The 22,633-nt window shown below is 63.6% G+C and carries 22 protein-coding genes; 6 read left to right on the forward strand and 16 right to left on the reverse strand.

What is annotated here, in order from left to right; genetic code table 11:
- Positions 1–6: 6 nt before the first annotated feature.
- The 3 genes from RAD10_RS20205 to RAD10_RS20215 form a co-directional block, all read right to left on the reverse strand.
- Positions 7–1,899 (reverse strand): sensor histidine kinase, encoded by a 1,893-nt coding sequence (locus RAD10_RS20205; RefSeq protein WP_461618936.1) that lies wholly within the window; start codon positions 1,897–1,899, stop codon positions 7–9.
- A 91-nt stretch (positions 1,900–1,990) separates the two neighbouring features.
- The gene (locus RAD10_RS20210; protein WP_091952568.1) at positions 1,991–3,223 is read right to left on the reverse strand and encodes an HlyD family secretion protein; all 1,233 of its coding nucleotides are present in this window, start codon (positions 3,221–3,223) and stop codon (positions 1,991–1,993) included.
- Complete coding sequence (locus tag RAD10_RS20215; RefSeq protein WP_049814962.1) at positions 3,216–3,632, reverse strand: hypothetical protein; 417 nt, start codon at positions 3,630–3,632, stop codon at positions 3,216–3,218. The genes RAD10_RS20210 and RAD10_RS20215 overlap by 8 nt, the downstream gene beginning before the upstream one ends.
- A gap of 163 nt (positions 3,633–3,795) precedes the next feature.
- Here RAD10_RS20215 and RAD10_RS20220 point away from each other — a divergent pair, with 163 nt between their 5' ends.
- Together RAD10_RS20220 and ppk2 are read left to right on the forward strand one after the other, a co-directional pair.
- Complete coding sequence (locus RAD10_RS20220; RefSeq protein WP_091952569.1) at positions 3,796–4,248, forward strand: hypothetical protein; 453 nt, start codon at positions 3,796–3,798, stop codon at positions 4,246–4,248.
- A 40-nt stretch (positions 4,249–4,288) separates the two neighbouring features.
- Entirely contained in the window at positions 4,289–5,089 is an 801-nt protein-coding gene (ppk2, locus tag RAD10_RS20225; RefSeq protein WP_091952570.1) for a polyphosphate kinase 2, read from the forward strand.
- Positions 5,090–5,151: 62 nt separating this feature from the next.
- Here the strand turns inward: ppk2 and RAD10_RS20230 are convergent, their stop codons facing one another.
- The 5 genes from RAD10_RS20230 to RAD10_RS20250 all read right to left on the reverse strand — a co-directional run bounded on the left by RAD10_RS20230 (position 5,152) and on the right by RAD10_RS20250 (position 12,636).
- Positions 5,152–5,586 (reverse strand): hypothetical protein, encoded by a 435-nt coding sequence (locus RAD10_RS20230; RefSeq protein WP_091953865.1) that lies wholly within the window; start codon positions 5,584–5,586, stop codon positions 5,152–5,154.
- Positions 5,587–5,606: 20 nt separating this feature from the next.
- On the reverse strand, positions 5,607–7,307 hold the full coding sequence (locus RAD10_RS20235; RefSeq protein WP_091952571.1) for an aspartate:alanine exchanger family transporter: 1,701 nt from the start codon (positions 7,305–7,307) through the stop codon (positions 5,607–5,609).
- A gap of 12 nt (positions 7,308–7,319) precedes the next feature.
- The gene (locus RAD10_RS20240) at positions 7,320–10,073 is read right to left on the reverse strand and encodes a decarboxylase (protein WP_461618937.1); all 2,754 of its coding nucleotides are present in this window, start codon (positions 10,071–10,073) and stop codon (positions 7,320–7,322) included.
- A 182-nt stretch (positions 10,074–10,255) separates the two neighbouring features.
- On the reverse strand, positions 10,256–11,959 hold the full coding sequence (locus RAD10_RS20245; protein ID WP_461618938.1) for a SulP family inorganic anion transporter: 1,704 nt from the start codon (positions 11,957–11,959) through the stop codon (positions 10,256–10,258).
- Positions 11,956–12,636 (reverse strand): YoaK family protein, encoded by a 681-nt coding sequence (locus tag RAD10_RS20250; protein ID WP_461618939.1) that lies wholly within the window; start codon positions 12,634–12,636, stop codon positions 11,956–11,958. Before RAD10_RS20250 ends, RAD10_RS20245 begins: the two co-directional genes overlap by 4 nt.
- Positions 12,637–12,771: 135 nt before the next feature.
- On the opposite strand from RAD10_RS20250, the gene RAD10_RS20255 reads away from it, so the two are divergent.
- The 3 genes from RAD10_RS20255 to RAD10_RS20265 are packed head-to-tail and all read left to right on the forward strand — an operon-like array spanning position 12,772 to position 15,968.
- Positions 12,772–14,460 (forward strand): aspartate:alanine exchanger family transporter, encoded by a 1,689-nt coding sequence (locus RAD10_RS20255; RefSeq protein WP_461618940.1) that lies wholly within the window; start codon positions 12,772–12,774, stop codon positions 14,458–14,460.
- Between the two features lie 9 nt (positions 14,461–14,469).
- The gene (locus tag RAD10_RS20260) at positions 14,470–15,360 is read left to right on the forward strand and encodes an alpha/beta hydrolase family protein (RefSeq protein ID WP_461618941.1); all 891 of its coding nucleotides are present in this window, start codon (positions 14,470–14,472) and stop codon (positions 15,358–15,360) included.
- Between the two features lie 23 nt (positions 15,361–15,383).
- A complete protein-coding gene (locus RAD10_RS20265) occupies positions 15,384–15,968 on the forward strand; it encodes an invasion associated locus B family protein (RefSeq protein ID WP_461618942.1) in 585 nt (194 codons plus the stop codon).
- A 15-nt stretch (positions 15,969–15,983) separates the two neighbouring features.
- On the opposite strand, the gene RAD10_RS20270 is transcribed toward RAD10_RS20265, so the two are convergent.
- Both RAD10_RS20270 and RAD10_RS20275 read right to left on the reverse strand, forming a co-directional pair.
- A complete protein-coding gene (locus RAD10_RS20270) occupies positions 15,984–16,415 on the reverse strand; it encodes a response regulator (protein WP_461618943.1) in 432 nt (143 codons plus the stop codon).
- A 132-nt stretch (positions 16,416–16,547) separates the two neighbouring features.
- Complete coding sequence (locus RAD10_RS20275) at positions 16,548–17,171, reverse strand: response regulator transcription factor (RefSeq protein WP_461618944.1); 624 nt, start codon at positions 17,169–17,171, stop codon at positions 16,548–16,550.
- Positions 17,172–17,479: 308 nt separating this feature from the next.
- Here RAD10_RS20275 and RAD10_RS20280 point away from each other — a divergent pair, with 308 nt between their 5' ends.
- Complete coding sequence (locus RAD10_RS20280) at positions 17,480–18,163, forward strand: helix-turn-helix domain-containing protein (RefSeq protein WP_461618945.1); 684 nt, start codon at positions 17,480–17,482, stop codon at positions 18,161–18,163.
- Between the two features lie 61 nt (positions 18,164–18,224).
- Here the strand turns inward: RAD10_RS20280 and RAD10_RS20285 are convergent, their stop codons facing one another.
- From RAD10_RS20285 to RAD10_RS20310, 6 genes are all read right to left on the reverse strand, one after another.
- On the reverse strand, positions 18,225–18,680 hold the full coding sequence (locus RAD10_RS20285) for a potassium channel family protein (protein ID WP_461618946.1): 456 nt from the start codon (positions 18,678–18,680) through the stop codon (positions 18,225–18,227).
- A gap of 175 nt (positions 18,681–18,855) precedes the next feature.
- Positions 18,856–19,029, reverse strand: a complete 174-nt coding sequence (locus RAD10_RS20290; RefSeq protein ID WP_461618947.1) for a hypothetical protein — start codon at positions 19,027–19,029, stop codon at positions 18,856–18,858.
- A 31-nt stretch (positions 19,030–19,060) separates the two neighbouring features.
- Positions 19,061–20,560, reverse strand: coding sequence for a tripartite tricarboxylate transporter permease (locus tag RAD10_RS20295; protein WP_461618948.1), 1,500 nt, complete (start codon positions 20,558–20,560; stop codon positions 19,061–19,063).
- A 12-nt stretch (positions 20,561–20,572) separates the two neighbouring features.
- Entirely contained in the window at positions 20,573–21,040 is a 468-nt protein-coding gene (locus RAD10_RS20300) for a tripartite tricarboxylate transporter TctB family protein (protein WP_461618949.1), read from the reverse strand.
- Entirely contained in the window at positions 21,037–21,843 is an 807-nt protein-coding gene (locus RAD10_RS20305; protein ID WP_461618950.1) for a carboxymuconolactone decarboxylase family protein, read from the reverse strand. The genes RAD10_RS20300 and RAD10_RS20305 overlap by 4 nt, the downstream gene beginning before the upstream one ends.
- Before the next feature lie 13 nt (positions 21,844–21,856).
- Complete coding sequence (locus RAD10_RS20310) at positions 21,857–22,630, reverse strand: SDR family NAD(P)-dependent oxidoreductase (RefSeq protein ID WP_461618951.1); 774 nt, start codon at positions 22,628–22,630, stop codon at positions 21,857–21,859.
- Positions 22,631–22,633 lie beyond the last annotated feature (3 nt).

The raw sequence follows: 22,633 nt of genomic DNA on the forward strand, positions 1-22,633 counted from the left end.
CGGCGATCAGTGGAGGATCGGAAGACGGATCGTGAAGAGCGCGCCGCCCGCGGCCTGGTTTTCGGCAGAGATCGTGCCGTGATGGGCTTCGATGATGGTTTTGGCGATCGCGAGCCCCATGCCCATACCCTGAGGCTTGGTCGTGAAGAACGGATTGAACACGTCCGCAAGGTCGGAGGCGGCAATCCCGGGACCAGTATCGGAGACCCGGATCTCCGCTACGTTGCCGACGCGCAGGGTCGAGACGCTGACTTGGCGTTTTCCGGGATCTGCGTCGAAGATCGCATCCATCGCGTTGATGATCAGGTTGAGAACGACCTGCTGAAGCTGGATCGGATCGCCTCTGACATGCAGGTCGGCCAGGACAGGCGTGTAGATCAATGTGATCCGGCGTCCATCGGCGACGGCCCGCACAAGGCCGATCGCTTCGCGGACCATATCGTTGAGCTCGATGTTCTTGACCTCGAACGGCGTCTTTTTCAGAATACTGCGTAGCCTGCGAATGACTTCGCTCGCCCGCTGATCGTCGCGCCTGATGTCCGCGAGGATCTGCCGGATCTCGTCGATGTCGGGCGAAGCGGCCTTCAACATCAGCTCCGCAGTCTCGGCGTTGGTCAGGATGGAGCCGAGCGGCTGGTTCAGTTCATGGGCGATCGACGTGGTCAACTCGCCAACGGCCGAATAGCGGTTGGCGTGAGCGAGCTCGGCCAGACGCTGGCGGGACTCGACTTCGGCGATCTGGCGCCGACGGCGCTCATGCAGCATCCCGCTGATCAGGCCGGCCTGCACCAGCATCACGGACGCGATCAGCAGCATCTGCCAACGATAGCGCTCCCAGATGCTCTGTTCGCGAAACACGATTTCGCTGCCGGGAGGCAAACGGCTCTCGCTGATGCCCCAACGCTGCAACTGGCGCCAATCATATCTCGGCGCGGCGAAGCCGATCGGCTCGTAACTGATGCTCGCTGGTTTCGCGCCGCCGAGAATGGCAATCGCTGCACTGACGGTCCTGGAACTCGTTTCCGCGATCATATGCATCGGTCCCCCGACGGTGCCGTCACCGAAGAACGGCTCCTGGTAGGAGAAGATCGGGGCATTCGCGGCCGCGTACAGGCTGCGCAAGGCGATATCGCTCTCGTGGACGACCCCGGCCGCATCGACCGACATCAGTCCCCAGAACAGCGCGGTGTGCGGCGGCAGCCTTGATGCGCGTTTCAGGATTTCGTCGAATGACAAGTCCGAGTACCAGACGAGCTCAATCCCTTCTCCAAAAGGTTGCAGTTCCCGCTTCACCTCCTCTACCCAGAACTTCTCGAGCGGCGATGCACCGATCACGACCGCAATCGACTTTGTGTCTGGCAGAACCTGAAGGATGTTGCCGAACGCGGCCATGAAATCGTTGCGGATCGCCACGACGACGTCGTTGTCGCTGAGATCGGCGCGATTGATCAGCCGATGCTCGACCGCGGAGAGAATCAATGGCACATCAGGGAATAATCTTCCGCGGTATTTCTGCGCAAACCGGGCCGCCGGCGCGCCGATGCTCAACACGATGTCGGGCATCGCTCCCTGGTACAGCGATTGCAGATAGTCGACGAAGGGCGCCTCGGGACCAGGATTATTGAAGCGCGCGGTGAGCAGCGCGTGCTCCTGGATGTCGAGCGGCCAGGGCGATTGCCGTTCGAGCTTGGCCTTGATATCGCGCGCATACTCGCTCCACGGCCGAAAATCACGGCCGAAAGAATGCAATATGAGGACGCGCTTCAGCTCCCCCCGGAGACTCCGTTCGACTGCACCAACTCGCCCGGTTGACAGGCACACGGCGGAAAGCAGCGCAAGACAGAATAGCGCCGCCACGGCCTTTGGCCTGACCTTGGAGATGGACGTGCGCCCGCTCATGCTCCATCCTTGCAGCTTCCAGCAACTGCTGTCCCAGCAATTCTAGCGAGAATTGTACCGCTGCGACAGGCTCGTGAGGCGCCGTCACAGCTCAATGCCCACTCAACACCAGCGTCTGGATTGGCAGCAGCAGCGCTTGAATGCGCAGGAGCAGGGCATGCACCAGGCCGACACCGTCGACAACGTGCAAGGCGATCTTCCGGCTGGTCGAAGTCCCCTTGGCCGAGATTTCCTCGTGGTTGCTGGTGTAGGCATTGACGACGCAGCTGCTGCCCGGTGTCACGCCATCAAGGCCACCTTTGTAAAGCGGCTCCATGAACACCAGGATGGTGCCGGGGCGGACGGCGTTCTGCGGATCGACCAATTGCTCCCCGGATCGGAATTGTCCGGCAGCGATGTAGTCCTGCACTATCGTGATCACCATGGGGATGATCACCCATGGCCTGGAGATGCAGGTCGCTTCCGCCACCATGCCCTCCTTCATCACCTGTGCCTCGATCTGGCCGAACCCGGCCTGGAGCGCCTTGCGGCCGGCCCCCTCCGGGATGAGAACACCTGCGGGCCGCATGAGTTGATTGACGACGTCGCCGGGGCGGATCAGGAATTGCTCGACGCGTCCATCGACACCGGCGCGGACGAAGGTCTTGTCGACATCCACCTGGGCCTGGTCGAGCGCGGCCTCCGCGCTGGCCTTCTGCGCCGGCAGCAGAATGGAGATCTGCATCGAGACGGATTGCTTCGCGGCGGTCGCGGCATCGATCCCGGACTGACGTTGATCGACCAAGACCTGGAGCTTGTCGATATCACGCTGCGGAACGATGCCGGGATTGCGTCGCTGCAGCTCGGTCTTGACCTCGAGCTCATCCTTGGCCTGCTGATAGCTCGCCTTTGCTTCTCCGATTTGCGCCTCGGCCTTGACCACGTCGGCCTGCGCCGTCTGCATGGCGGCCTCGACCTCCGCGACCTTCCGCTTGGCGGTTTCGAGCGCGGCCTGCTGCTTCGAGGCGTCGAGCGTGAACAGCACGTCGCCCTTCTTCACCGGCGCGGTGAAGCCGACCTTGACCTCGGCAACGCGGCCCGAGCCTTCCGGCAGGATCGGCACGGTGCGAAAATAGAGCGTCGCCGATGACGTCGAAGGATGGAAGTAGAAGATCATGGTGATCAGCGACACCGTCAGCATCAGACAGCCGGTAATGCCCCAGCGCAGCTCGTACCAGACCGAGAAGAAGGTGATCTCCTTGCCGAAACGCTTGCCCTGGGCGTAGCGGCGATAGAGATAGTCCGGCAGGATCGTCAGCAGCGAGCAGAACATCAGCTCAAACATGGCTGTGCTCCTTCTTTGCGGCTTCCGGCTTCTGTGCGGGAGGCGTCGCGGCCTCTGTCCGGATCTCTTCGCCACCGGCGGCAGGCGCTGCCTCTGCAATCTTCTCGACCGACCCGGCGATGCTGCGGAGCGGCGTGCCGAAATCGGGAAGATCGATCAACGCGAGCAGGAGGCCTGCGACCCAGAAGATGTGCATATGCGTGAACAACGAGATCAGGCCGAGCACCGCGACGAGCTCGAACTGCAGTTTTTGCGATTTGTGCGCCATCCGCTCGGGCAGGCTGTGCAGCTTCCAATAGAGCGTACCGACCCAGAGCACGGTGCCGATCAGGAACAGCCCCATCACGACCATCAGCGTATCGGTCCCGCTCCCCGGCGCCAGATAAAACGGCAGATGGTGCGGAGCCATCGGATGAAGCTGGTCGCTCAAAGCGTCTCTCCCGATCAAATGCGCATGTGCGATATTGTGCTCGGGCTGGCCGCGGTTTGCTTGATTTGAATCAAGGGAACATCCTCCGCCGGACCTAGCGTTTCCTGGATGCTGATTGGATAACCATCAGGAGCCGCCAGCCATGCCCGGCCTAGACGATCTCATCCCCAACGCCGCCCAGATTCGGAAGGAAGCCGCTCTCAAGGAGGCCGAGAAGGCCGAGGAGTATGTCCGCCTCGCCGCCGCGGTCGAAGCCGAGAAGCGCGCGCTGATCGAGCGGCTCAGCAAACCCTCCGGCAAGAGCGAGGAGGAGAAGATCAAACTCGCCTCGACCATCATCCAGCGTGCGGTGCGAAACGGCCTGACGGAGGTGCTGGTCTATCGCTTCCCCAACTCGCTTTGCACCGACAAGGGGCGCGCCATCAACCAGATGGAAAAGGGCTGGGAGACCACGCTGACCGGCATCCCCAAGGAGATCTTCCAGCTCTGGACCGATTATCTGAAACCGCGCGGCTATCGCATCGCCTACCAGATCATCGAATTCCCGGGCGGCGTGCCCGGCGATATCGGCGTGACCATCTCCTGGGACGATTAGTTCTGGGGCGATTGACAAGCTCAGCAGCGAAAGGACCTGCATGGCCAAGGATGCGCCCGCGGAGCGAATGAAGCGGAAGGACTATGAGAAGGAGCTGGAAAAGCTCCAGGTCGAGCTGTGTCACCTCCAGGAATGGGTGAGAGCCGAGAAGCTGAAGGTGATCGTCATCTTCGAAGGGCGCGATGCCGCCGGCAAGGGCGGCACCATCAAGGCGCTGACGGAAAAGGTGAGCCCGCGGGTGTTCCGCGTCTGCGCCCTGCCCGCGCCGTCCGACCGGCAGAAATCCCAGCTGTTCCTCCAGCGCTATATCGAGCAATTCCCGGCCGGCGGCGAAATCGTGATCTTTGACCGCAGCTGGTACAACCGCGCCGGCGTCGAATATGTGATGGGCTTCTGCTCGCCGTCGGAGCACAAGCGTTTTCTGGAATTATGTCCGCTGGTCGAAAAATTCGCCGTGGACGCCGGCATCATCCTGATCAAGCTATGGCTCGAGGTCGGCATGGACGAGCAGGAGCTCCGCTTCAAGGCGCGCATCGAGGACCCGCTTCGGCAGTGGAAGCTGAGCCCGATGGACACCGAGTCGTTCGGGCGCTGGTACGATTACTCCCGCGCACGCGACATGATGTTCGAGGCAACCGATACCAAGCATGCGCCGTGGCGGCTGATCCGCTCCGACGACAAGCGGCGCGCGCGGCTCAACGTCATCTCGCACATCCTGAGAACGATCCCGTACAAGAAGGTCAAGCGGGACAAGGTCAAGCTGCCGCCGCGCTCCCACAAGGGACGCTACAACGATCAGGCGAGCCTGCGCGGGCTGAAATTCGTCGAAGAGCGGTACTGAAGCGCGATATAGAAATGCCAAACGGGCTGCGGTGACGCAGCCCGTTTGCTTTAAGTGCCTGCTTATTTCAGGCGGATCGTGACGCCGCCGACCGCAGCCGACACTTCCGCGCCGACCCTCGGACCGCTGAGCTGAAGGATCACGCCGTTGGCGTTCTGCAGCTGAACGGCGCCGGCGCCTGCGGCCACGGCTCCGCCCGCTCCGCCCACGGCGTAAGAGCCTTCGATGGATGCTGGTCCCTTCAGATTGAGCGCCCGGCCGACGAATTTGGTCGTCGACGCCCCGACCGTGAGGCCGACGCTCATGCCGGAGACGGTGAAGGGATATTTCTTGCCCCTGAGGAGCAGAACGCCCTCGCCGCCCCCGACGCCGACGATGAAGCCGCCCTTGGTGAAGACGACGGCGACCTCGCCGGTCTCGGCACGCGACGGCGTGCTGAGACCGGTCAGGGCGGCAATCGAGGCAACCAGGGCGACGCCAACGGCAAGTATCTTCATGACTTTCTTCCCCCTTTTGATCATTGCGCAAGGATCATTGCGAAGTAGCCGAACACGGTGAGCAAGATGCCCGAGACGGCATAGCCGACCGGGAATCCGATCCAGGGTACCGAGCTCTGGATCTCGACCGCGGCCTCACGGCACGGGCCGGAGTGCGACCGCGCGCCGGCAACGCCGCCCATCAGCACGGCCGGGTTGATCTTGAAGACGTGGAAGCCGATCGCCCAGACGATGAACGGCGGGATCGTGCAGGCAATGAAGCCGACCAGGAATATCTTCAAGGCGACTGCACCCGTGAGCTGCGACAGCAGTCCCGCGCCTGCGTTGACGCCGACGATGGCGACGAAGACCACGAGGCCGAGATCCTCCAGCACGTTGCGCGCCGCGTTCGGCGTGTTGCCGAAGAAGCGCAGACGCGACACGACCGACGACACGATCACACCCGACAGCAACAGACCACCTGCGTTGCCGAGGCCGATCTTGGCACCGAACGCCGGAAATTCGATCTTGCCGATCAGGAAGCCGATGATCATCCCGACCGCCAGCGTCAGCAGATCGGTCGAGGTGTTGGATCGGGCAATCCGGCCCCACATCTCGCCGAGCTCGTTGACGGCAGACTTCAAGCCGACCACGGAAACGATGTCCATCCGCTCCAGCTTGGTCTTGAGACCCGCCGGAATCTGAACACCGCCGCGCTCGACCTTGGTGACTTGCAGCTGGCCGGCGATCGCGGTGTCGCGGAAGGACTCGAAGGTGCGCCCCACCATCTCCTTGTTGGTGATGAGGATGTCCGCCTGGTCCATGGGAATGCCGAGCGTCTTGGCATCCGGGACCTCCGGACCGATCAGGCCCATCTTCTCGGTGAGGTGCTCGGTCGAGCCACCGAGGGCGACGATGTCGCCCTTCTGCAGCACGAGGTCGGCATCCGCGCCTTGCGGCTCGCCGTTCCGCCCAACATTGACGATCCGGTATTCGGGATTGATCGCGCGAAACTTTGCGATGCTCATGCCGACCGTCGCCGGGTTCTCCAGCCGGTAGGCCCGCAGACCGAACTGACGATAGCCGGTCAGGCCGCCGCCTTCGAGATCCTTGACGCCGAATTCCCGCTCGTACTGCTTTGCGGCGGCCTTAGCGTCGACGCCCCACCAGCGCGGCAGATATTTGCAGATCAGGATGATGCCGACGGTGCCCCAGATGTAGGTGATGCCGTAGGACAGTGCGATCATGCCTGAGGCCTCCTCAGGCTTCATTCCTTCGGGCAGCTTGACGACGCCCGACGTGACGGCCTGCTCGGCCGAGCCGATCGCCGCCGACATGGTCTGCGATCCCGCCAACATGCCGCCGGCTGCGCCTGGCGGAAGCGAGAACATCTTGGCGCCGATCACCACCAGCGCGAGCCCGATGACGCTCGATACCACCGCCAGGATGCAGAACTTCAGGCCGTCGCCCTTCAGGCTATTGATGAAGGACGGTCCGACGCGCAACCCGACGCCGTACATGAAGAGATAGTAGAACAGGCTCTTGGCGAAATTGTTCAGCTCGAGCTTCACGCCGTAGGTCGACGACCACACCGAGACGCCGGCGCCGACCACGATGGCGCCGGCAACCATACCGAGGCCATACCCCTTGATGCTGGCCCGGCCGATATAGACGGCGAGGCCGACGACGAAGAACAGCAGCAGGTACGGATTCTGCTGCAGGAACGTGAAAAAGCCCTGCATGTTCGATCCCCTCTAAGATGCCGCTTTCAACTTCGGTGTCGCGGCGGGCCTGGGCTTTCCGATCTTCGCCAAGGCTTCGGAGCGGACGAGCTTCAGCCCTTCCTTGGCGTCGTAGCCATGGATCTCCTTCACATCGAGCTTGCGCATGAAGTCGATGGTCTCCTGCGTGACGACCTGACCGGGGACCATGATCGGGAAGCCCGGCGGATACGGGATCACGAAATTGGCCGAAACGAGCTCTGGTCCCGACTTGAGCCGGCGATCGATCTCGGGATCGTTGAGACGGATATGTTCGCAACCCGCCACGTCGTAGGCCGCGTAAAAGCCGCTGCGAATGTCGCCTTCATTGGTCTTGCTGCCGGCATCCCCGCGGAAGCTCGGGTGGAAATGCGAGAAGTTGGGCAGATCAGGCACGTCGGTCATCAGGCTCTTGACCCGTGCCTCGAACGTCTTCTTCGCATTGGCACCGCCCTGCGCCAACCCGCGATCGACCTCGCCCGCGATCTCGGCGAGGACGCGGATGAGATGCGCGACGTCGCTGCGGGTGTTGTTGATGTTGGACTGGACCAGGACCGAGTTGCGCGAGGTCTTGTTGACCTGGATGTTGTACTCGTTGGCGAGGATACCCTTGAACTGGGTGCCGTCATAACCGGCCATGCCGCACACCAATGTCATGCGGGTCGGATCGAGGCAGAACTCGTCCTCTTCCAGGCTCTTGAGGGTGTTGACCCAATTCACGCCCGCGGCGAGATAATCGGTAAAGCCGCTCTGGCGATACTGGGCAGGCACCATGGCGTCGGCGCCGAGGATGCGGAAATATTTCGAGATCAGCGGGTTGTTGTTGACCGCCTGGCGAATGGCAAGCGCGATCTCCATCGCATTGGCCACGAGACCGTAACCCTCCAGCTCCATCTGCCGCCGCGATATATCGAGGCTGGCGATGAGTTGCTGGTTCGGGCTAGTGGAAGCGTGGGTGAACACGGCCTCCTTGAACTGCTGCTCGACCGTGTGGAATTCGACGTCCTTGACCGAGAGCATGGAGCCTTGCCGGATCGCCGACATCGACTTGTGGGTCGAGTTGGTCTGGTAGACGCGCAGGCGGATCTGCCTGGGATCGGGAATGAGCCGGGTCTTGAGCAGCATCTCGTCCGACGGGTTCTTGCCGAGCTCGGCCTGCTGCTTCTCATAGGCCGCGACCGACTTCGGGTCGTGCATCCACGCCTCGATCTCGTTTGCCGCTCCCATCGCGGTGCGGCGGCGCAGGAACGGCGAGAAGCGCGCGAAGCCGAACCAGGCCTCGTCCCAGAGGAAGATCAGGTCCGGCTTGATAGCGAGACATTCCTCCATCACCCGGCGGGTGTTGTAGATGTGGCCGTCGAAGGTGCAGTTGGTGAGGTCGATCATCTTGACGCGGTCGAGCCGGCCGTCGGCCCTGGCGCCGAGCAACGCCTGCTTGATCGTCTTCAGCGGCACCGCGCCGTACATCGAGTATTCCGTCATCGGGAAGGCTTCGACGTAAAGCGGCTGCGCACCGGCCAGAACCATCCCGTAGTGATGCGACTTGTGGCAATTGCGATCGACGATCGCGATGTCGCCCGGCGCGAGCAGCGCCTGCACCGCCATCTTGTTCGATGTCGAGGTGCCGTTGGTGACGAAGAAGACGCGGTCAGCGCCGAGCGCCCTCGCCGCTTTCTCCTGCGCCTTCTTGATGTTGCCGGTCGGCTCCAGCATGCTGTCGAGGCCGCCCGTGGTGGCGCTGCTCTCGGCCAGGAACAGGTTCGGCCCGTAGAATTCGCCCATGTCGCGGATCCAGTCGGACTTGAAGATCGACTTTCCGCGGGCGATCGGCAACGCATGGAACGTGCCGATCGGACGCTGCGCATACTTCTTCAGATTGTCGAAGAACGGGGTGTCGTAGCGATCCTGAATGCCTTCGAGGATGGACAGATGCAGCTCGAGGAGCTCCTCGACGGAGTAAAAGATGCGGCGAACGACGTTGGCTTCAGGGTTTCCAGCCAGCTCCTCGACGTCGCGGTTCGAGATCATGTAGAGGTCGAGCTCGGGTCGGACGCGCTTGATGATCTGGGCGAGCCGGAGCGCGGAGGCGTCGGACTCGTCGTTGAGGCCGGCCGAAGTCGTGATCGAGCGCAGCACCGGTGCGTTGTGGCGGGAGCGCAGCCCGAAGCCTTCGTTGATGATGACGGCCGCGATATTGGGATTGAGCATGGTCGCGCAGAATGCGTCTTCCAGGCTGCCGACGATGACAGGCTCATAGATGAAGCCATCGATTGGACGCCGCAACTTGCGCCATTCGGCGGCGAGCGCCGGCCACTGACTTGATGACACGCCGGTCACGATCAGGGTTTCGAAATACGGCCGACGTGCCGTATGCGCACCGAATGTCGGTGGCACCAGCTCGGGCGCGTCGCCATTGCCGTCATCCTTCGCGCTCCAGTCGCCGGCATGCTGACGGAAGGATCGCGTCGTCAGTGCCTGGGTAATCCGCGTCGCAAGGGCCAACGACACCGCCCCATCGCCCGCGGACGCGGCCTCCCGCAATGCCGCCATCAGCTGCAGGCCGGGATAGCCGTAGAACTCCTCAGTCACCGAGAGCTCGGCCAGTGCCGCATCGTAGACCGCCCGATTGCCGACGCGAGCCCACGCCTTCGCGGCCTCCACGAGGTCGCGCCATTCGTCCGCCCGGCTCCCGGGTCCGGAAAAGAACTGATCGATGCGCTTTTGCGCTGGCTTGGTGTCCTGGGACATATGTCTCTCCCGATCCTCGGCGAAGCCCTGATGGTCACTCGATGGTCATTTGATGCCAATTGGGCGAAGATGAGCGCGATCGTGAGTTCGGCGCCGCTGGCTCTATTGATCCAAGTCAACGGTCGGACGCATTCTGGCGAGACCGTCGGCCGCAGCGGTCATTCGCATTGCAACACGCTCGCTCAGGCCGTCCGCTGCGCCGGCACGGCCTGCTCGTCGCCGAGAACGCTGTCGAGCGACCGCAGCCATTGGCCGCTATCCGTCCTCTCCGCCAGCCCCTCCGCGCGCAAGAGGTCGCGGAGCTGCGCGTGCGCGCCGACGATGGAGAACATGATCTTTCGCGCGGCGAGCTCGTCGTAGAGATCGTGCAGCATGCGCGCGCCGGCGAGGTCGATATAAGGTGAGGCCGAGAGATCGCAGACCACCAGCCGGATCTCGGGAGCGCGCCGGAGCGCGATCAGGACGGTATCGAGGATCGTCTCGGCGTTGATGTAGAGCAGCGAGGCTTCGGGCCGGAACGCAATGGCGCCGATCAAGGGCTCGATGTCCGCGTGCCTTGAACTGTCCGAATAACGGCCGCTGCCGGGCAAGCGGCCGAGGAACGCGATGTTTGGCCGCGAGGCCCGGGCCAGCAGCAAAAGGATCGAAGCGATCGACGCCAGCAGCACGCCTTGCAGGATTCCGAGCAATAGCACGGAGACCAACGCAATCGTTGCGGCGTAGAAATCGATCCGACTGACCTGCCACATCCGCACCAGCGCGCGGACGTCGACGAGCTTGTAGACGGCGGCAAAGACGATAGCTGCAAGCACGGCCTTGGGCAGGTTGGTCAAGAGTCCCGTGAAGAACAGAAGGCACAGCCCGAGCGTCACCGAGCAGATCACCAAAGCGAGCGGCGTCCGTGCGCCGGCGCTGTCATTGACGGCTGATTGCGACAGCCCGCCGGCAACCGGATAGCCATGGCCGAAGGCGACGACGAGGTTCGCGGCGCCCAGCCCCAGGAACTCCTGCCGGACGTCGAGGGGATAGCCGTGCTTGGCGGCGAAGCTGCGGGCGGCCGAAACACCCTCGATATAAGCCAGCAGGATACACCCTGCGGCGAGCGGGAAGAGATCGTCGAAGTCCAGCAGGCCGAGCGTCGGAATGCCCAGGGCCGGCAGACCTTCCGGTATCTTCCCGGTGACGGGCACGCCGAGCGCCGGCAGGCCGAGCAGCGTCGCCGTCCCGATCGCGAGCGCGACGATGGTGATGCCGACCGGTTTGCCCGGCAACAGCCGTTCGCCGAACAGGAGCAGCAGCAGCGCGACCGCGCCGACGGCGAGCACGAGCAGGTTGACGGTCCCGAGCTGGCCGGCCAGCTTGATGGCGCGGTCGAAGAAATTGTGGCCCCCGCCGGCAACGCCGAGCAGGCTCGGCAGCTGGCTCATGATGATGGTGAGCCCGGCGCCGGCCTTGAAGCCGACCAGGATGCTGTCGCTGACGAGGCGGACCAGCACGCTCAGCTTGAACAACCACGCGATGAAGCACAGCACCGCCACTGCAAAGGCCGCAAGGCTTGCGATCTGCGCATAGCGTATCGCATCGCCTCCAGCCAGCGCACCGACGGTGCCCGCGATCATCAGGGAGATCGCCGAGGTCGGCCCGATCGCAAGTTGCCGGGACGAGCCGAGCAACGCATAGCCGATGCCGCCGAGCATATAGCCGTAAACGCCGATCTGAGGCGGCAGGCCGGCCAGCGCGGCATAGGCGAGCGAGACCGGGATGGCGTAAGCAGCCAGCGTGACGCCGGCGACGGCGTCGGAGGAAAACCACTCTCGCCGGTAGACGCCAAGCCAGCCGGCCGGCGGGAAGAACCGTATCCATCCAGGTTCGGACGGCGCGCTCATTGGACGGCCCTCTGATGCGAGGCTTCGCAGCGCAGCAAGACCACCAACAGCGCGACCACGGGAAGGCCGAGCGCGAGGTCCGGAATAGCCTTGGTGGCGAAGGCGCCCACCGCGGCGCCCAAGCCGAACACCGCACACAAGGCGAAGAAAATGCCCGAGCGGCGCAGCGTGCCGAGCGGCGCGCCTCCGGCGACGGCCAAAAAGACAGCCTCGATCGCCTGGCGCATGTTGCCCGTGATCATCACCGTGCTGCAAACAACGCCCTCGACCCTGGTGAAAATCGCGGTCTGCATCGCGGCGACGAACGAGATGCCGAGCGTTCCAGCCAGATCCGGCAGCCTGTTGTGCAGGATGCTGATCGCGATCAGCAGCAATATCTCGAGCAGGGTGCTGATTGCGCTGGCCCGCTCGCCCGCAGCGCGGCGCAGCCATGCGGCCATCACGATACCGGCGGCAAAGGCGAGAAGCGGCGGCACGAAGTGAAACGCCTTCGTCCAGTCGCCGGCCGTCGCATAAACCCAGAGGAAGATCAGGTTGGCCGTCTGGGCATTCGCCATCACGCCGTGGATGATCCAGGTATAGGCGTCGATATAGCCGCCCGAGAACGCGAGCAGCAGAACGATCTCCACCGTTTCGTCGCGCCGGATCGCGCCGGCTGCGAGGTCGAGAGCGCTCATGTTGACGATGCCGACTGTCGCGAATTCCGCATCATCCGATAGGCGGTGCCTTGCCGCTCGCAGGGCTTGATCTGGATCAAGCAATGCCCGCGATTTCCCGACTGAGATCACGGCAAAGCGCCGGGGGAGAGCGACATGGATACCGTCAGGTGGATCATCTCCACCGCTCCGGAAATCTTTCTGCTGCTGGCCGTCGCCATCGGCACGATCCTGGGCCGAGTCCGGATCCGCGGCTTTGCCGTCGGGACCACAGCCTGCATCCTGATCGTTTCCGTGCTGCTCGGACAGCTCGGCAATTTTGCGTTCCCGCCGCTGCTCCGCGTCATCCTGTTCAGCCTGTTCGTGTTCACGATCGGCTACCGGTCCGGGCCCGAGTTCTTCGCCTCCTTGAGCGTCCGCACGCTCGCGCAGGTCGCCATGGCGCTGGTGCTGGGCGGCACCGGTCTGGTCGTCGTCCTGTTGTTTGCCCACGGCTTCCGGCTTGATCCCGGCACCGCTTCGGGGATTGCGGCCGGAGCCTTGACGCAATCGTCCGTCATCGGCACGGCCTCGGGGGCATTGGCCCAGCTCGGCCTGCCCAAGGATGTGCTGAGCCAGCAGGAGGCGAACATCGCGGCGGGCTACGCCGTGACCTACGTGCTCGGCTATATCCTGACGCTGCTGTTCGTCCCCTTCGTCGCGCCGAAATTGATGCGGATCGACCTGAAGGCTGAGGCAAAGAAGCTCGAGGCGGAGCTTGCCGGCGGCGAACCGCCCAAAACCGAGAACCTCTCTTATCGCAAGTTCCAGGCCCGCGCCTATCGCGTGACCGCGGGCGCCGGGCGCACCGTCAAGTCGATCGAGGAGGAACTCGGCAGCCGCACGGTCGTCGAGCGCATCGTCCGCCAAGGCGCGGACATCGAGCCACGCTTGGAGACCATGCTCGAGGCCGGCGACGACATCGTCATCGCCGGCCGCACCGCTGTCATCGTCGCCGCCAAGCCGATCATCGGCACCGAGATCGACGCCGATGAAATCTTGAAGGCGGTCCCGGGCAACGTGCTGGAGGTGCTCGTGGACAACCGCCATCTCCACGGCCGCTCGATCCAGGAGATCGCGGCGCGTGTCGGCACCGACGCCCGGGGCGTCTTTCTGCGCGCCCTCACCCGCATGGGCCGCGAGGTTCCCTTGAGCGCGGACACACGGATCTATGTCGGCGACGTCATGACGCTGGTCGGCAGCACGCGCAATATCGAACGGGCAGCAAAGGCCATCGGCCAGATCCTGCGATCGGGTGATCGCGCCGACATTGCCTTTCTTGCCGCCGGCATTGCGGCCGGCCTGCTCGCCGGGCTCGTCAGCTTCAGGATCGGCGGCGTCGCGCTCACGCTCGGCGGTGGCGGCGGCGCGCTGATCGCGGGCCTCGTCTGCGGCTGGCTGCGGTCGCGCAAGCCGACCATGGGCGCATTGCCGCCGGCGGCGCAACAGACCCTGAGCGATCTCGGACTCGGCGGCTTCATCGCGGCGATCGGGCTCGGCAACGGCGCCGCGGCCTGGGCCGCGATCCAGGCCCACGGGCTGCTTCTGGTCGGCATGGGTCTCGTCATCACGCTCGTGCCGCTGATCGTCGCGACGCTGTTTGCCTTCTATGTGCTGCGCATGAACCCGGTCGTGACCTGCGGCGCACTGGCCGGCGCCATGACCGTCGATGCCGCGGTGACCGGCGCGTGCGAGGTGGCCGAGAGCCAGACGCCGGTCCTCGGCGTCGCCGTGCCATATGCGGTCGGAAACGTGGTGCTCACCGTCCTCGGGCCGATCATCGTTGCGGCAACCTACAGCGGATGACGGAGACCCATGATGCGGCGACCGGCCAGATCGGTGCTGGGATATCTTGCGGCCATATTGTTCGCGTGGGCCGCTTTCGCCACGGCCGCGCGCGCGGCGGATGACGTCCGCATCCAGGAAGAGATATGGGCGCTGCCACTACCGCTTCCGATGTTCGCCTATCTGGTGCGTCCCGTCGGCGACGGCCCCTTCCCGCTCGTGATCATGAACCACGGCGTCTCGCTCAACCCGACCGACCGCAGTTTCTTTCCGTTGGTCGAATTCCGCGACGCCGCCCAATGGTTCGCAAGGCGCGGCTACCTCGTGGTGGCGCCGGTCGGCTCCGGCTATGGCGCAGTCGCCATCGACATTCCCGAGCGCGCGGTCTACGGACCGTTCTTCTCCAAGATCGGCAAGTGCAGCAATCCCAATTTCCATGACGCCGGGCTCGCGGTCGCCAAGGTCGACCTCGATATCATCGATTATCTGGCCGCCGAAAAGCGCATCATCCCCAAGGACGTGATCGTGATCGGGCAGTCCGCCGGTGGCTGGGCCTCGATCGCCTTGTCGAGCATGAACCCGCCGCAGGTGAAGGCCATCATCACCTTCGCTGCGGGTCGTGGTGGACGCGTCGGCGGCAAGCCGAACAACAACTGCGCCCCCGACAGGCTGGTTGAGGCCACCGCCGATTTCGGCCGCACGTCGCGTGTGCCGATGCTATGGATCTATATCGAGAACGACACTTTCTTCGGCCCCGAACTGTCGAAGCGCATGCATACGGCTTTCACCGCCGCCGGCGGCCGGGCCGAGTACCACCTGATGCCGCCGTTCGGCAATGAGGGCCATTTCTTCATCGGCTCGAGGGATGCCATCCCGCTCTGGTCGCCACTGGTAACGACGTTCCTCGACGCGCTGAAATAGATGCCAGATCCGTAGGTGAAATCATGCCCAATGCCCGTGACTGCCTTGCCAGTCTCCTGCTTATCGCCATCGCCGGCGCCACGGCGGCGCCCAGCCATGCCGCACCGAAGGGCGCCCAGGCCGAGACGCCGGCCGAAGTCGCCACACGTGGTCAGCGTGAAGCAAAGGACATCAGCTACGGAGGTTGGCAGAAGCTCTGCTTCAAGGCGGGAGGCGCGCCCACACTGTGCCGGACCTCGATCACCGGCCAATTCGCGACCGGACAGACGGCGGTGCGCGTCGATCTGATCGAACGCGAAGACGCCGCCACGGCCCGGCTGCAACTGTTCGTGCCTGTCGGCATGTACCTGCAACAGTCACCGAGGTTGAGTGTCGACCAGGGCGCGCCCTTCCGCCTGCCCTATACCTGGTGTCTCACCAATCTGTGCATCGCCGCCGATGTGGCGGCGCCGAAGATCATCAGGGAAATGGAATCCGGCAAGACCCTGACGCTCGAACTCGTCGATTCGAACCTCCTGGCCCTGACGACTTCGATTCCGCTGGCGCAATTCGCCTCAGTCCACAGGGGAACGCCAGCCAGGACGCTCGAGCAGCAGATCGACGAATGACCGCTGGAGCCGGACTTACGAGGTGCCGGCGCGTTCGACGGATTCAATCAGTGACTTCGCAGTAAAGGGCTTGATCAGATAGGCGATGCAACCGGATCCAAGCGCCGCAGCGCGGTTCGCGGTGCTGTCGTTGCCGGTAATGTAGATTACCGGTGCGGTGACGCCCTGCTCAGCCAGTCTTCGCCGGACGTCGATGCCGGATTTTCCACCAAGATCGATGTCGAGGACGATGCAGATCGCGGTGTAGAATTGGCCGTGCTGGAGCAAGGCCCTCGCGGAGTCGAACAGTGTGGCGTCGAAACCGTGCCCACGCAGCAACCTGCTCAGGCTGGTCCGCATGGACTGATCGTCATCGACGACAAAAACGGACGGGCATAGCGGCAAGGCGATCTGCCTTTCGGGAGATGGACGAACTGCGAGCGCTGTGACGGCGGTGGGATATTGCACACGCTTGCTTTGCGTTGCCGACCCGGCGCCTGTGCATCATTGCGCACGCCTCGCCGTGCACTGTCAACACGCCTCGATATTGTCCTTTGGGGTAACTACCCCGTGGGAACCGGGCTTGCTGTGACGAAGCAGCTAATCCTCGTTCGTACCGAGCATTCCGAGCCGTTCCGCGATCGAAACGAGTTCCGCAAGCGAATGCACCTGCATCTTCTCCATTACCTGATGGCGGTGGGCTTTCACGGTGCGTTCGGTCGTCCCGAGTTCATGCGCAATCTGCTTGTTGATCCGGCCGCGCACGATGAGATTGAACACCTGTCGCTCGCGTTGCGTCAGCGTGGCCAGATGAGTCCGAAAAGTATCCAGCTTGCTGCGCTGAACGCGCGCCGTCCGCTGACCCGCCAGAGCGCGCTCGATCGCATCGATCAACTGCTCGGAGGATATCGGCTTGGTCAGGAAGTCTTCCGCACCCGCCTTGATCGCCCTCACGGTGGTCGGCGTGTCTGCATACCCCGTCAGGAAGATGATCGGCAGCGTCGAGCCGGACGCGATCAATCGCGCCTGCAAATCGGGGCCGCTCAATCCTGGTATGCGCACGTCGAGCAAAATGCATCCGGCCTGCTCGGGATCCAGCGCGGTCTTCTCCAACTCCAGTGCCGACGCATAGGTCGCGACCTCATAGCCCGCGAGCTTCAGACGCCGTGCTATCGCGGTCCGAAAGGACTCGTCGTCATCAACCACGTGAACGAGACCCGACACCTTCAACCTCTCACCCAGTTCCAGCGAGGACCATTGACGTCCTCTCGCTGGACAAGGTCAGCTTCAACAGTTTGAGAACCGAAATATCTGCATGCAATGAGCCAAATCCCCGCAGCGGCAGCGCTTTCTCATTCTGCGCACCAAGCGCCAGAGCTGTCCCTTGGTACAATGAACCTAGGGACAATGGATTGAAATACTGCCTTGGGCGTAAATCAACCCGGCGGGAGCGGAACAGCGCGGCGCATTCCCAACAGCGGAAATACTTCGTCGGACGGACCAAATTCGGCGATGAGCTGAGGACTTGGCCAATGTTTGTTCGCATCACAACCGATTCCGCACAGCGTCCCAATTCCCTCCGTGACCTCGGCATGACCAGCGATTCAAATGCGCTCGTCAGTTTAAGCGAATTTTCGTACAGAAAAGGCACCGAGATTTACGGCGAGAAAGAGCCCGCCGAATATGTCTATCAGGTCAAGGCGGGCGCGGTGCGGAGCTACAAGCTGTTGTCGGATGGTCGCCGGCAGATCGGCGCATTCCACCTCATCGGCGACATCTTTGGGCTCGAGAACGGCGGGGAGCATCGATTTACGACGGAAGCGGTCGTCGACACCACGGTGCGCCTGATCAAGCGACAAAGTCTTGAAACGGTGGCCGAGAGCGATGCCATGGTAGCCAGAAACCTGCTCAGCATGACCACGAACAATCTCCAGCATGCGGAAGACCACATGCTGTTGCTCGGCCGCAAGACCTCGCTGGAACGGGTCGCGGCGTTCCTGCTCGAAATGGACAAGCGGCTGACGGCGGCGGGCGTCATCGCGCTCCCGATGTCGCGACGCGATATTGCCGACTATCTCGGCCTGACGCTGGAGACGGTCTCGCGCGCTCTGTCGCGCCTGCACGAGCTCGGCATCCTCGGCTTCATCGGCAACACCCAACGGCAGATCGTGTTGCTCGACCGGAACCAGCTCGCCAGCCTCGACCTGCATCCTTGAACTGGCGAAACGTCGATCGCGGTTGACGAACGATCCGGGGGGCCGTTCGCCCCAGCCGCATTCATGGCCGGCGTGAAACTGGGCCAGGCGCTTCAGTCAGCCCAAGATGCTCGAGCGTCTTGCGCAACACCTCGAAAAGAATGGCGGCGGACCAGCCGAACAGCAGCACGCCATTCATGGCGGTGAACGGGCCGATCAGCCGCCATTCGCGTACCGGCGTGATGTCGCCATAACCGAGCGTGGTATAGTTGACGAAAGCAAAGTAGAGCAGGTCGGTGTCGGCGGCGGCAGCCTCGACGATGCCATAGGCCGCGGCCCACACCAGGACTTCCAGCATGTGCGCGACCTTCAACACCACGGCGGTCGCGATCATGACGCCCATCAGGTGCAATTTCGGCCGCTTGAAGTGACGCAGACCTGCGCTGCGCGCGATCCCGACGGCGACGACCGTCACGAGCGCATGGAGCCCGATATTGATCATGCTGACCAGCGTGCCGGCGAGGAACTGTAGCATCATGGCAACCCACCCGCCCTCAATTCACCCCAGGACGTCTTACGTCCCCGCCAAACGATGCCAAAGGTCCGCCCGTGGACCCACCGCCGCGGTTTCCCTCACCGGCTACGGCGAAGGCCTGGAACTTCACGTGGCGAGCACGTGACACTCGCGCCGATCGGCCATGGCGGCGGTTGATCTAGGTCAATGCTGCTTCAACGCCGCCCGCGAGATCGGCTCGCATGACGGCGACGATGTCCGCCGGGACCTCATCGCAGCTTTCGACGCGCGCCTCGGCCGGAATGGCAATGTCGCGGACAAACCGACGCACGCGCTCCAGCAGGGCCTCGAAGGCGGCAGGTTCACGGATCATGGATGGAGCCTTCGGATACCTCTCGTGCGTCTTATTCCTGCAGCGCCTCCTCGCGCCGCGCCCGGATCGTGGGCAGCATGATCAGGAGAATCGCGATTGCGGCCGCGGCCAGGAGGCTCGCCGAGAGCGGTGAGGTGAGCAGCACAGTGACGTCGCCGCGCGACAGCACCATGGCGCGGCGAAAATTCTCCTCGATGGCAGGGCCCAGAACCAGCCCCAGGAGCAGCGGCGCCGCCGGCAATTGCAGCTTGATCAGGACGTAGCCGAACACGCAGAACATTGCGGCCTCGTAGACCTCGAACGTTCCGCTGTTGATGGAATAGACGCCGATCGAGCAGAACACCATGATCGCCGGAAACAGATATCGGTAGGGAATGGTGAGCAGCTTCACCCACAGCCCGACGAGCGGAAGATTGAGGATCAACAGCATCAGATTGCCGACCCACATCGAGACGATGAGGCCCCAGAACAGGGTCGGGTTCTTCGTCATCACCTCCGGACCCGGGTGGATGTTGTGGATGTTCATGGCACCGACCATCAGGGCCATCACGACGTTGGAGGGAACGCCGAGCGTCAGCAAAGGAATGAACGAGGTCTGCGCGCCTGCGTTATTCGCCGATTCAGGCCCTGCAACGCCTTCGATGGCTCCTTTGCCAAACTGCTCGGGATGCCGCGACAGCTTCTTCTCGAGCGTATAGGACGCAAAGGACGAGAGCACCGCACCGCCGCCAGGCAGGACGCCCAGGAGGGTGCCGAGCGCCGTGCCGCGCAGCATCGCGGGCACCATGCGGCGGAAGTCGTCGCGGGTCGGAAACAGATTGGTGATCTTCTGAGTGACCAGCGACAGCTTGTCGTCCTGCTCGAGATTCTTGACGATCTCCGCAAAGCCGAAGATGCCCATCGCCAACGGTACGAAATCGAGACCGTCGAACAGCTGGGGAATGCCGAAGGCAAAGCGCTGGCTGCCGCTGTTCAGATCGGTGCCGACGAGGCTGAGGAGCATGCCGAGCACGACCATGCCGATGCCCTCGATGAACGGGCCGCTCGACAGCACGGAGGCGAGGATCAGCCCCAGGATCATGAGCGCGAAGAATTCCTTTGGGCCAAACAGCAGGGCCGTCGCGGTCAGCGGGCCTGCAAGGGCGGCCAGCGCAAGCGTGGCCACGCATCCGGCAAAAAACGAGCCGATGGCAGCGGTGGCGAGCGCGACGCCGGCGCGGCCCTGCTTCGCCATCTGGTAGCCATCGATCGTGGTCACGACAGAGGAGGACTCGCCGGGCAAATTGACGACGATGGCAGTGGTCGAGCCGCCGTACTGCGCGCCGTAATAGATTCCGGCGAGCATGATCAGCGCGGCGTCCGGCGGCAGCGCATAGGTGATCGGCAGCAACATCGCGATGGTTGCGAGCGGGCCAAGGCCGGGAAGCACGCCGATCAGGGTCCCGAGCAGACATCCGAAGAAGGCGTAGAGCAGGTTGGCGGGCTGGGCGGCGGTCGCAAAGCCCATCGCCAGATTGTGGACGAGATCCATCGGTCGGCCCGTTCAGTTGAGAAGGGACGGCCAGACGGGCAGCTGCAGCCCGAGACCGTAGACGAAGACGGCAAGACAGAGCGCAATGAGCACCGCCGCATTCGCCAGCGCGCCCGTCCAGGTGAACTCGGAGCTGGCCCGGCTCGACACCATGATCAGCACGAACAAGGCGCCGACCAGACCGAGCGGAAACAGCAAGGCTGCGAACAGGACCACGGACCCGGTCACCCAGGCGAGCCCCTTGAAATCCCATTTGCGCAGCAGCTGCCGTTCCGCGGCGGGCTTCATGGCACTGAGGATCACGACGAGACCGATGGCAGCGAGCACGACCGCGAGCAGACGCGGGAAATAGCCCGGCCCCATTCGCGCGGCCGTGCCCGCGGGGTAGCCTAGCGCCGCCACGAAGAAGAAGATTGCAAAGGCGAGGAACAGGGCGCCGGACGCGAAGGCCCTGTGATTGCGGATCGCCAATCCCTTCATGCTCGTTCTCCCTCGCCCGGCCCTTCCCCGCTTGCGCCCGCCTTCGACGCGCGCTCATCGAGGGCTTCCATCAGAACCGGGATGCCGATGGCGCAGGAATGAACGCCTAGATGCGCGGTCATCTGGAGAACCTGAAGGATCTCCCGCTGGGCGATGCCGAGGCGCAGGGCCCGTCTAATCTGCACACGCAGCCCTTGCGGGTTGAGCGCCGTGAAGCAGGCGTTCAATGCGATCGAGATCAGACATTGCGACCGTTGGTCGAGACCCTCCCCGGCCGTTCCGCCTCGGAGGAGATCGAACAAGAGGGCAAAATAGCCGGGATCGCGCCGCAGCCACTGCTCGCAGAAGTCAGGCCAATCGCCGAACCGCGCGACATAGGCATCCCGCAGCACCCTCTGCTCGTCCGAAAGCTCGCCTTGATCGACATCCATGCCCGCGCTTGCCAGTTCTTCCGCGAGAATGCCGACACCGACGTTGCAGCCGTCGAGCCCCTGAGCCGTTGCGAGACGGAAGACATCGACGATCTCCCGTGCCGACGCCCCCTCCTGAAGCGCGAGGCGGAGGTGTAGTGCGAGCCCTGAGCGGAACAGATGCGTCGCTGAGCCATCGAGCGCGACGTAGATCAGCTCCCGCATCTTGGGAGACAGCGGCCCCTTTTCGGCGGCATAGCCCGCATACTTGCCGTAGGTCTGAAGAAATTCGGGATCGAGGCGCAGCAGGCCTTCCGTCCAGGGCCGCCAATAGCCGCGCGCCTTGATATAGGCCTCTTTCAGGACCTGCTGTTCCGGCGTCAGACTGGACATGGCGATCGCACCGTCAGGCAATGTTGGTCAAGGTGATCCCGCCATCGACGGTGAGCACCTGTGCCGAGATGAATCCGCTCTCGTCGCCGGCGAGGAAACAGATCGCCTTGGCGATGTCGTCGACCGTGCCGAGCCGCCCCAACGGCGTTCGCGCGATCCGGCGCGCGTCGAGCTCGGCGTTGCGGTTGCGCATGGTTCCTTCGGTCGGAATGGCCGAGGGAGCCACCGCGTTGACGCGGATGTTGCGCTCCCCGAGCTCCGCCGCGGCTGCGCGTGTGATGCCCATGACGCCGGCCTTGATGCCGCTGTAAACGATGCTGTTCTTGGCCGAAAGCAGACCGGCCACCGAAGCGACGTTGACGATCGCGCCGCCACGTTCGGCATCCATGACTTCCGCGGCGGCCTGGATACCCCACATCACCGACTTGAAGCCGATATTGAGCATGCGCTCGACGGTCTCCGGCGCGATGTCGGCGACCGATTGGTAACGGACCCAGGCTGCGTTGTTGACGAGGATGTCGAAGCGTCCCTGCCGCTCCGCCACTCCAAGCAGTGCCTGCCGCATGCCGTCGCGACTGGACACGTCTTGCGTAACGGCCAACGCCTCGCCGCCGGAAGCCTTGATCGCATCGACCGTGCCGCTCACGAATTCCGGCTTCAGATCATTGACGCCGACAATCGCGCCGCGTGAGGCCAATTTGAGCGCAGTCGCGCGGCCGATGCCGTTTCCGGCACCGGTGACGAGTGCAACGCGGCCCGCGAGCGTCTGATCCCTGGTCTCGGTCATGGT

This window comes from Bradyrhizobium sp. 23AC (genome assembly GCF_054863025.1).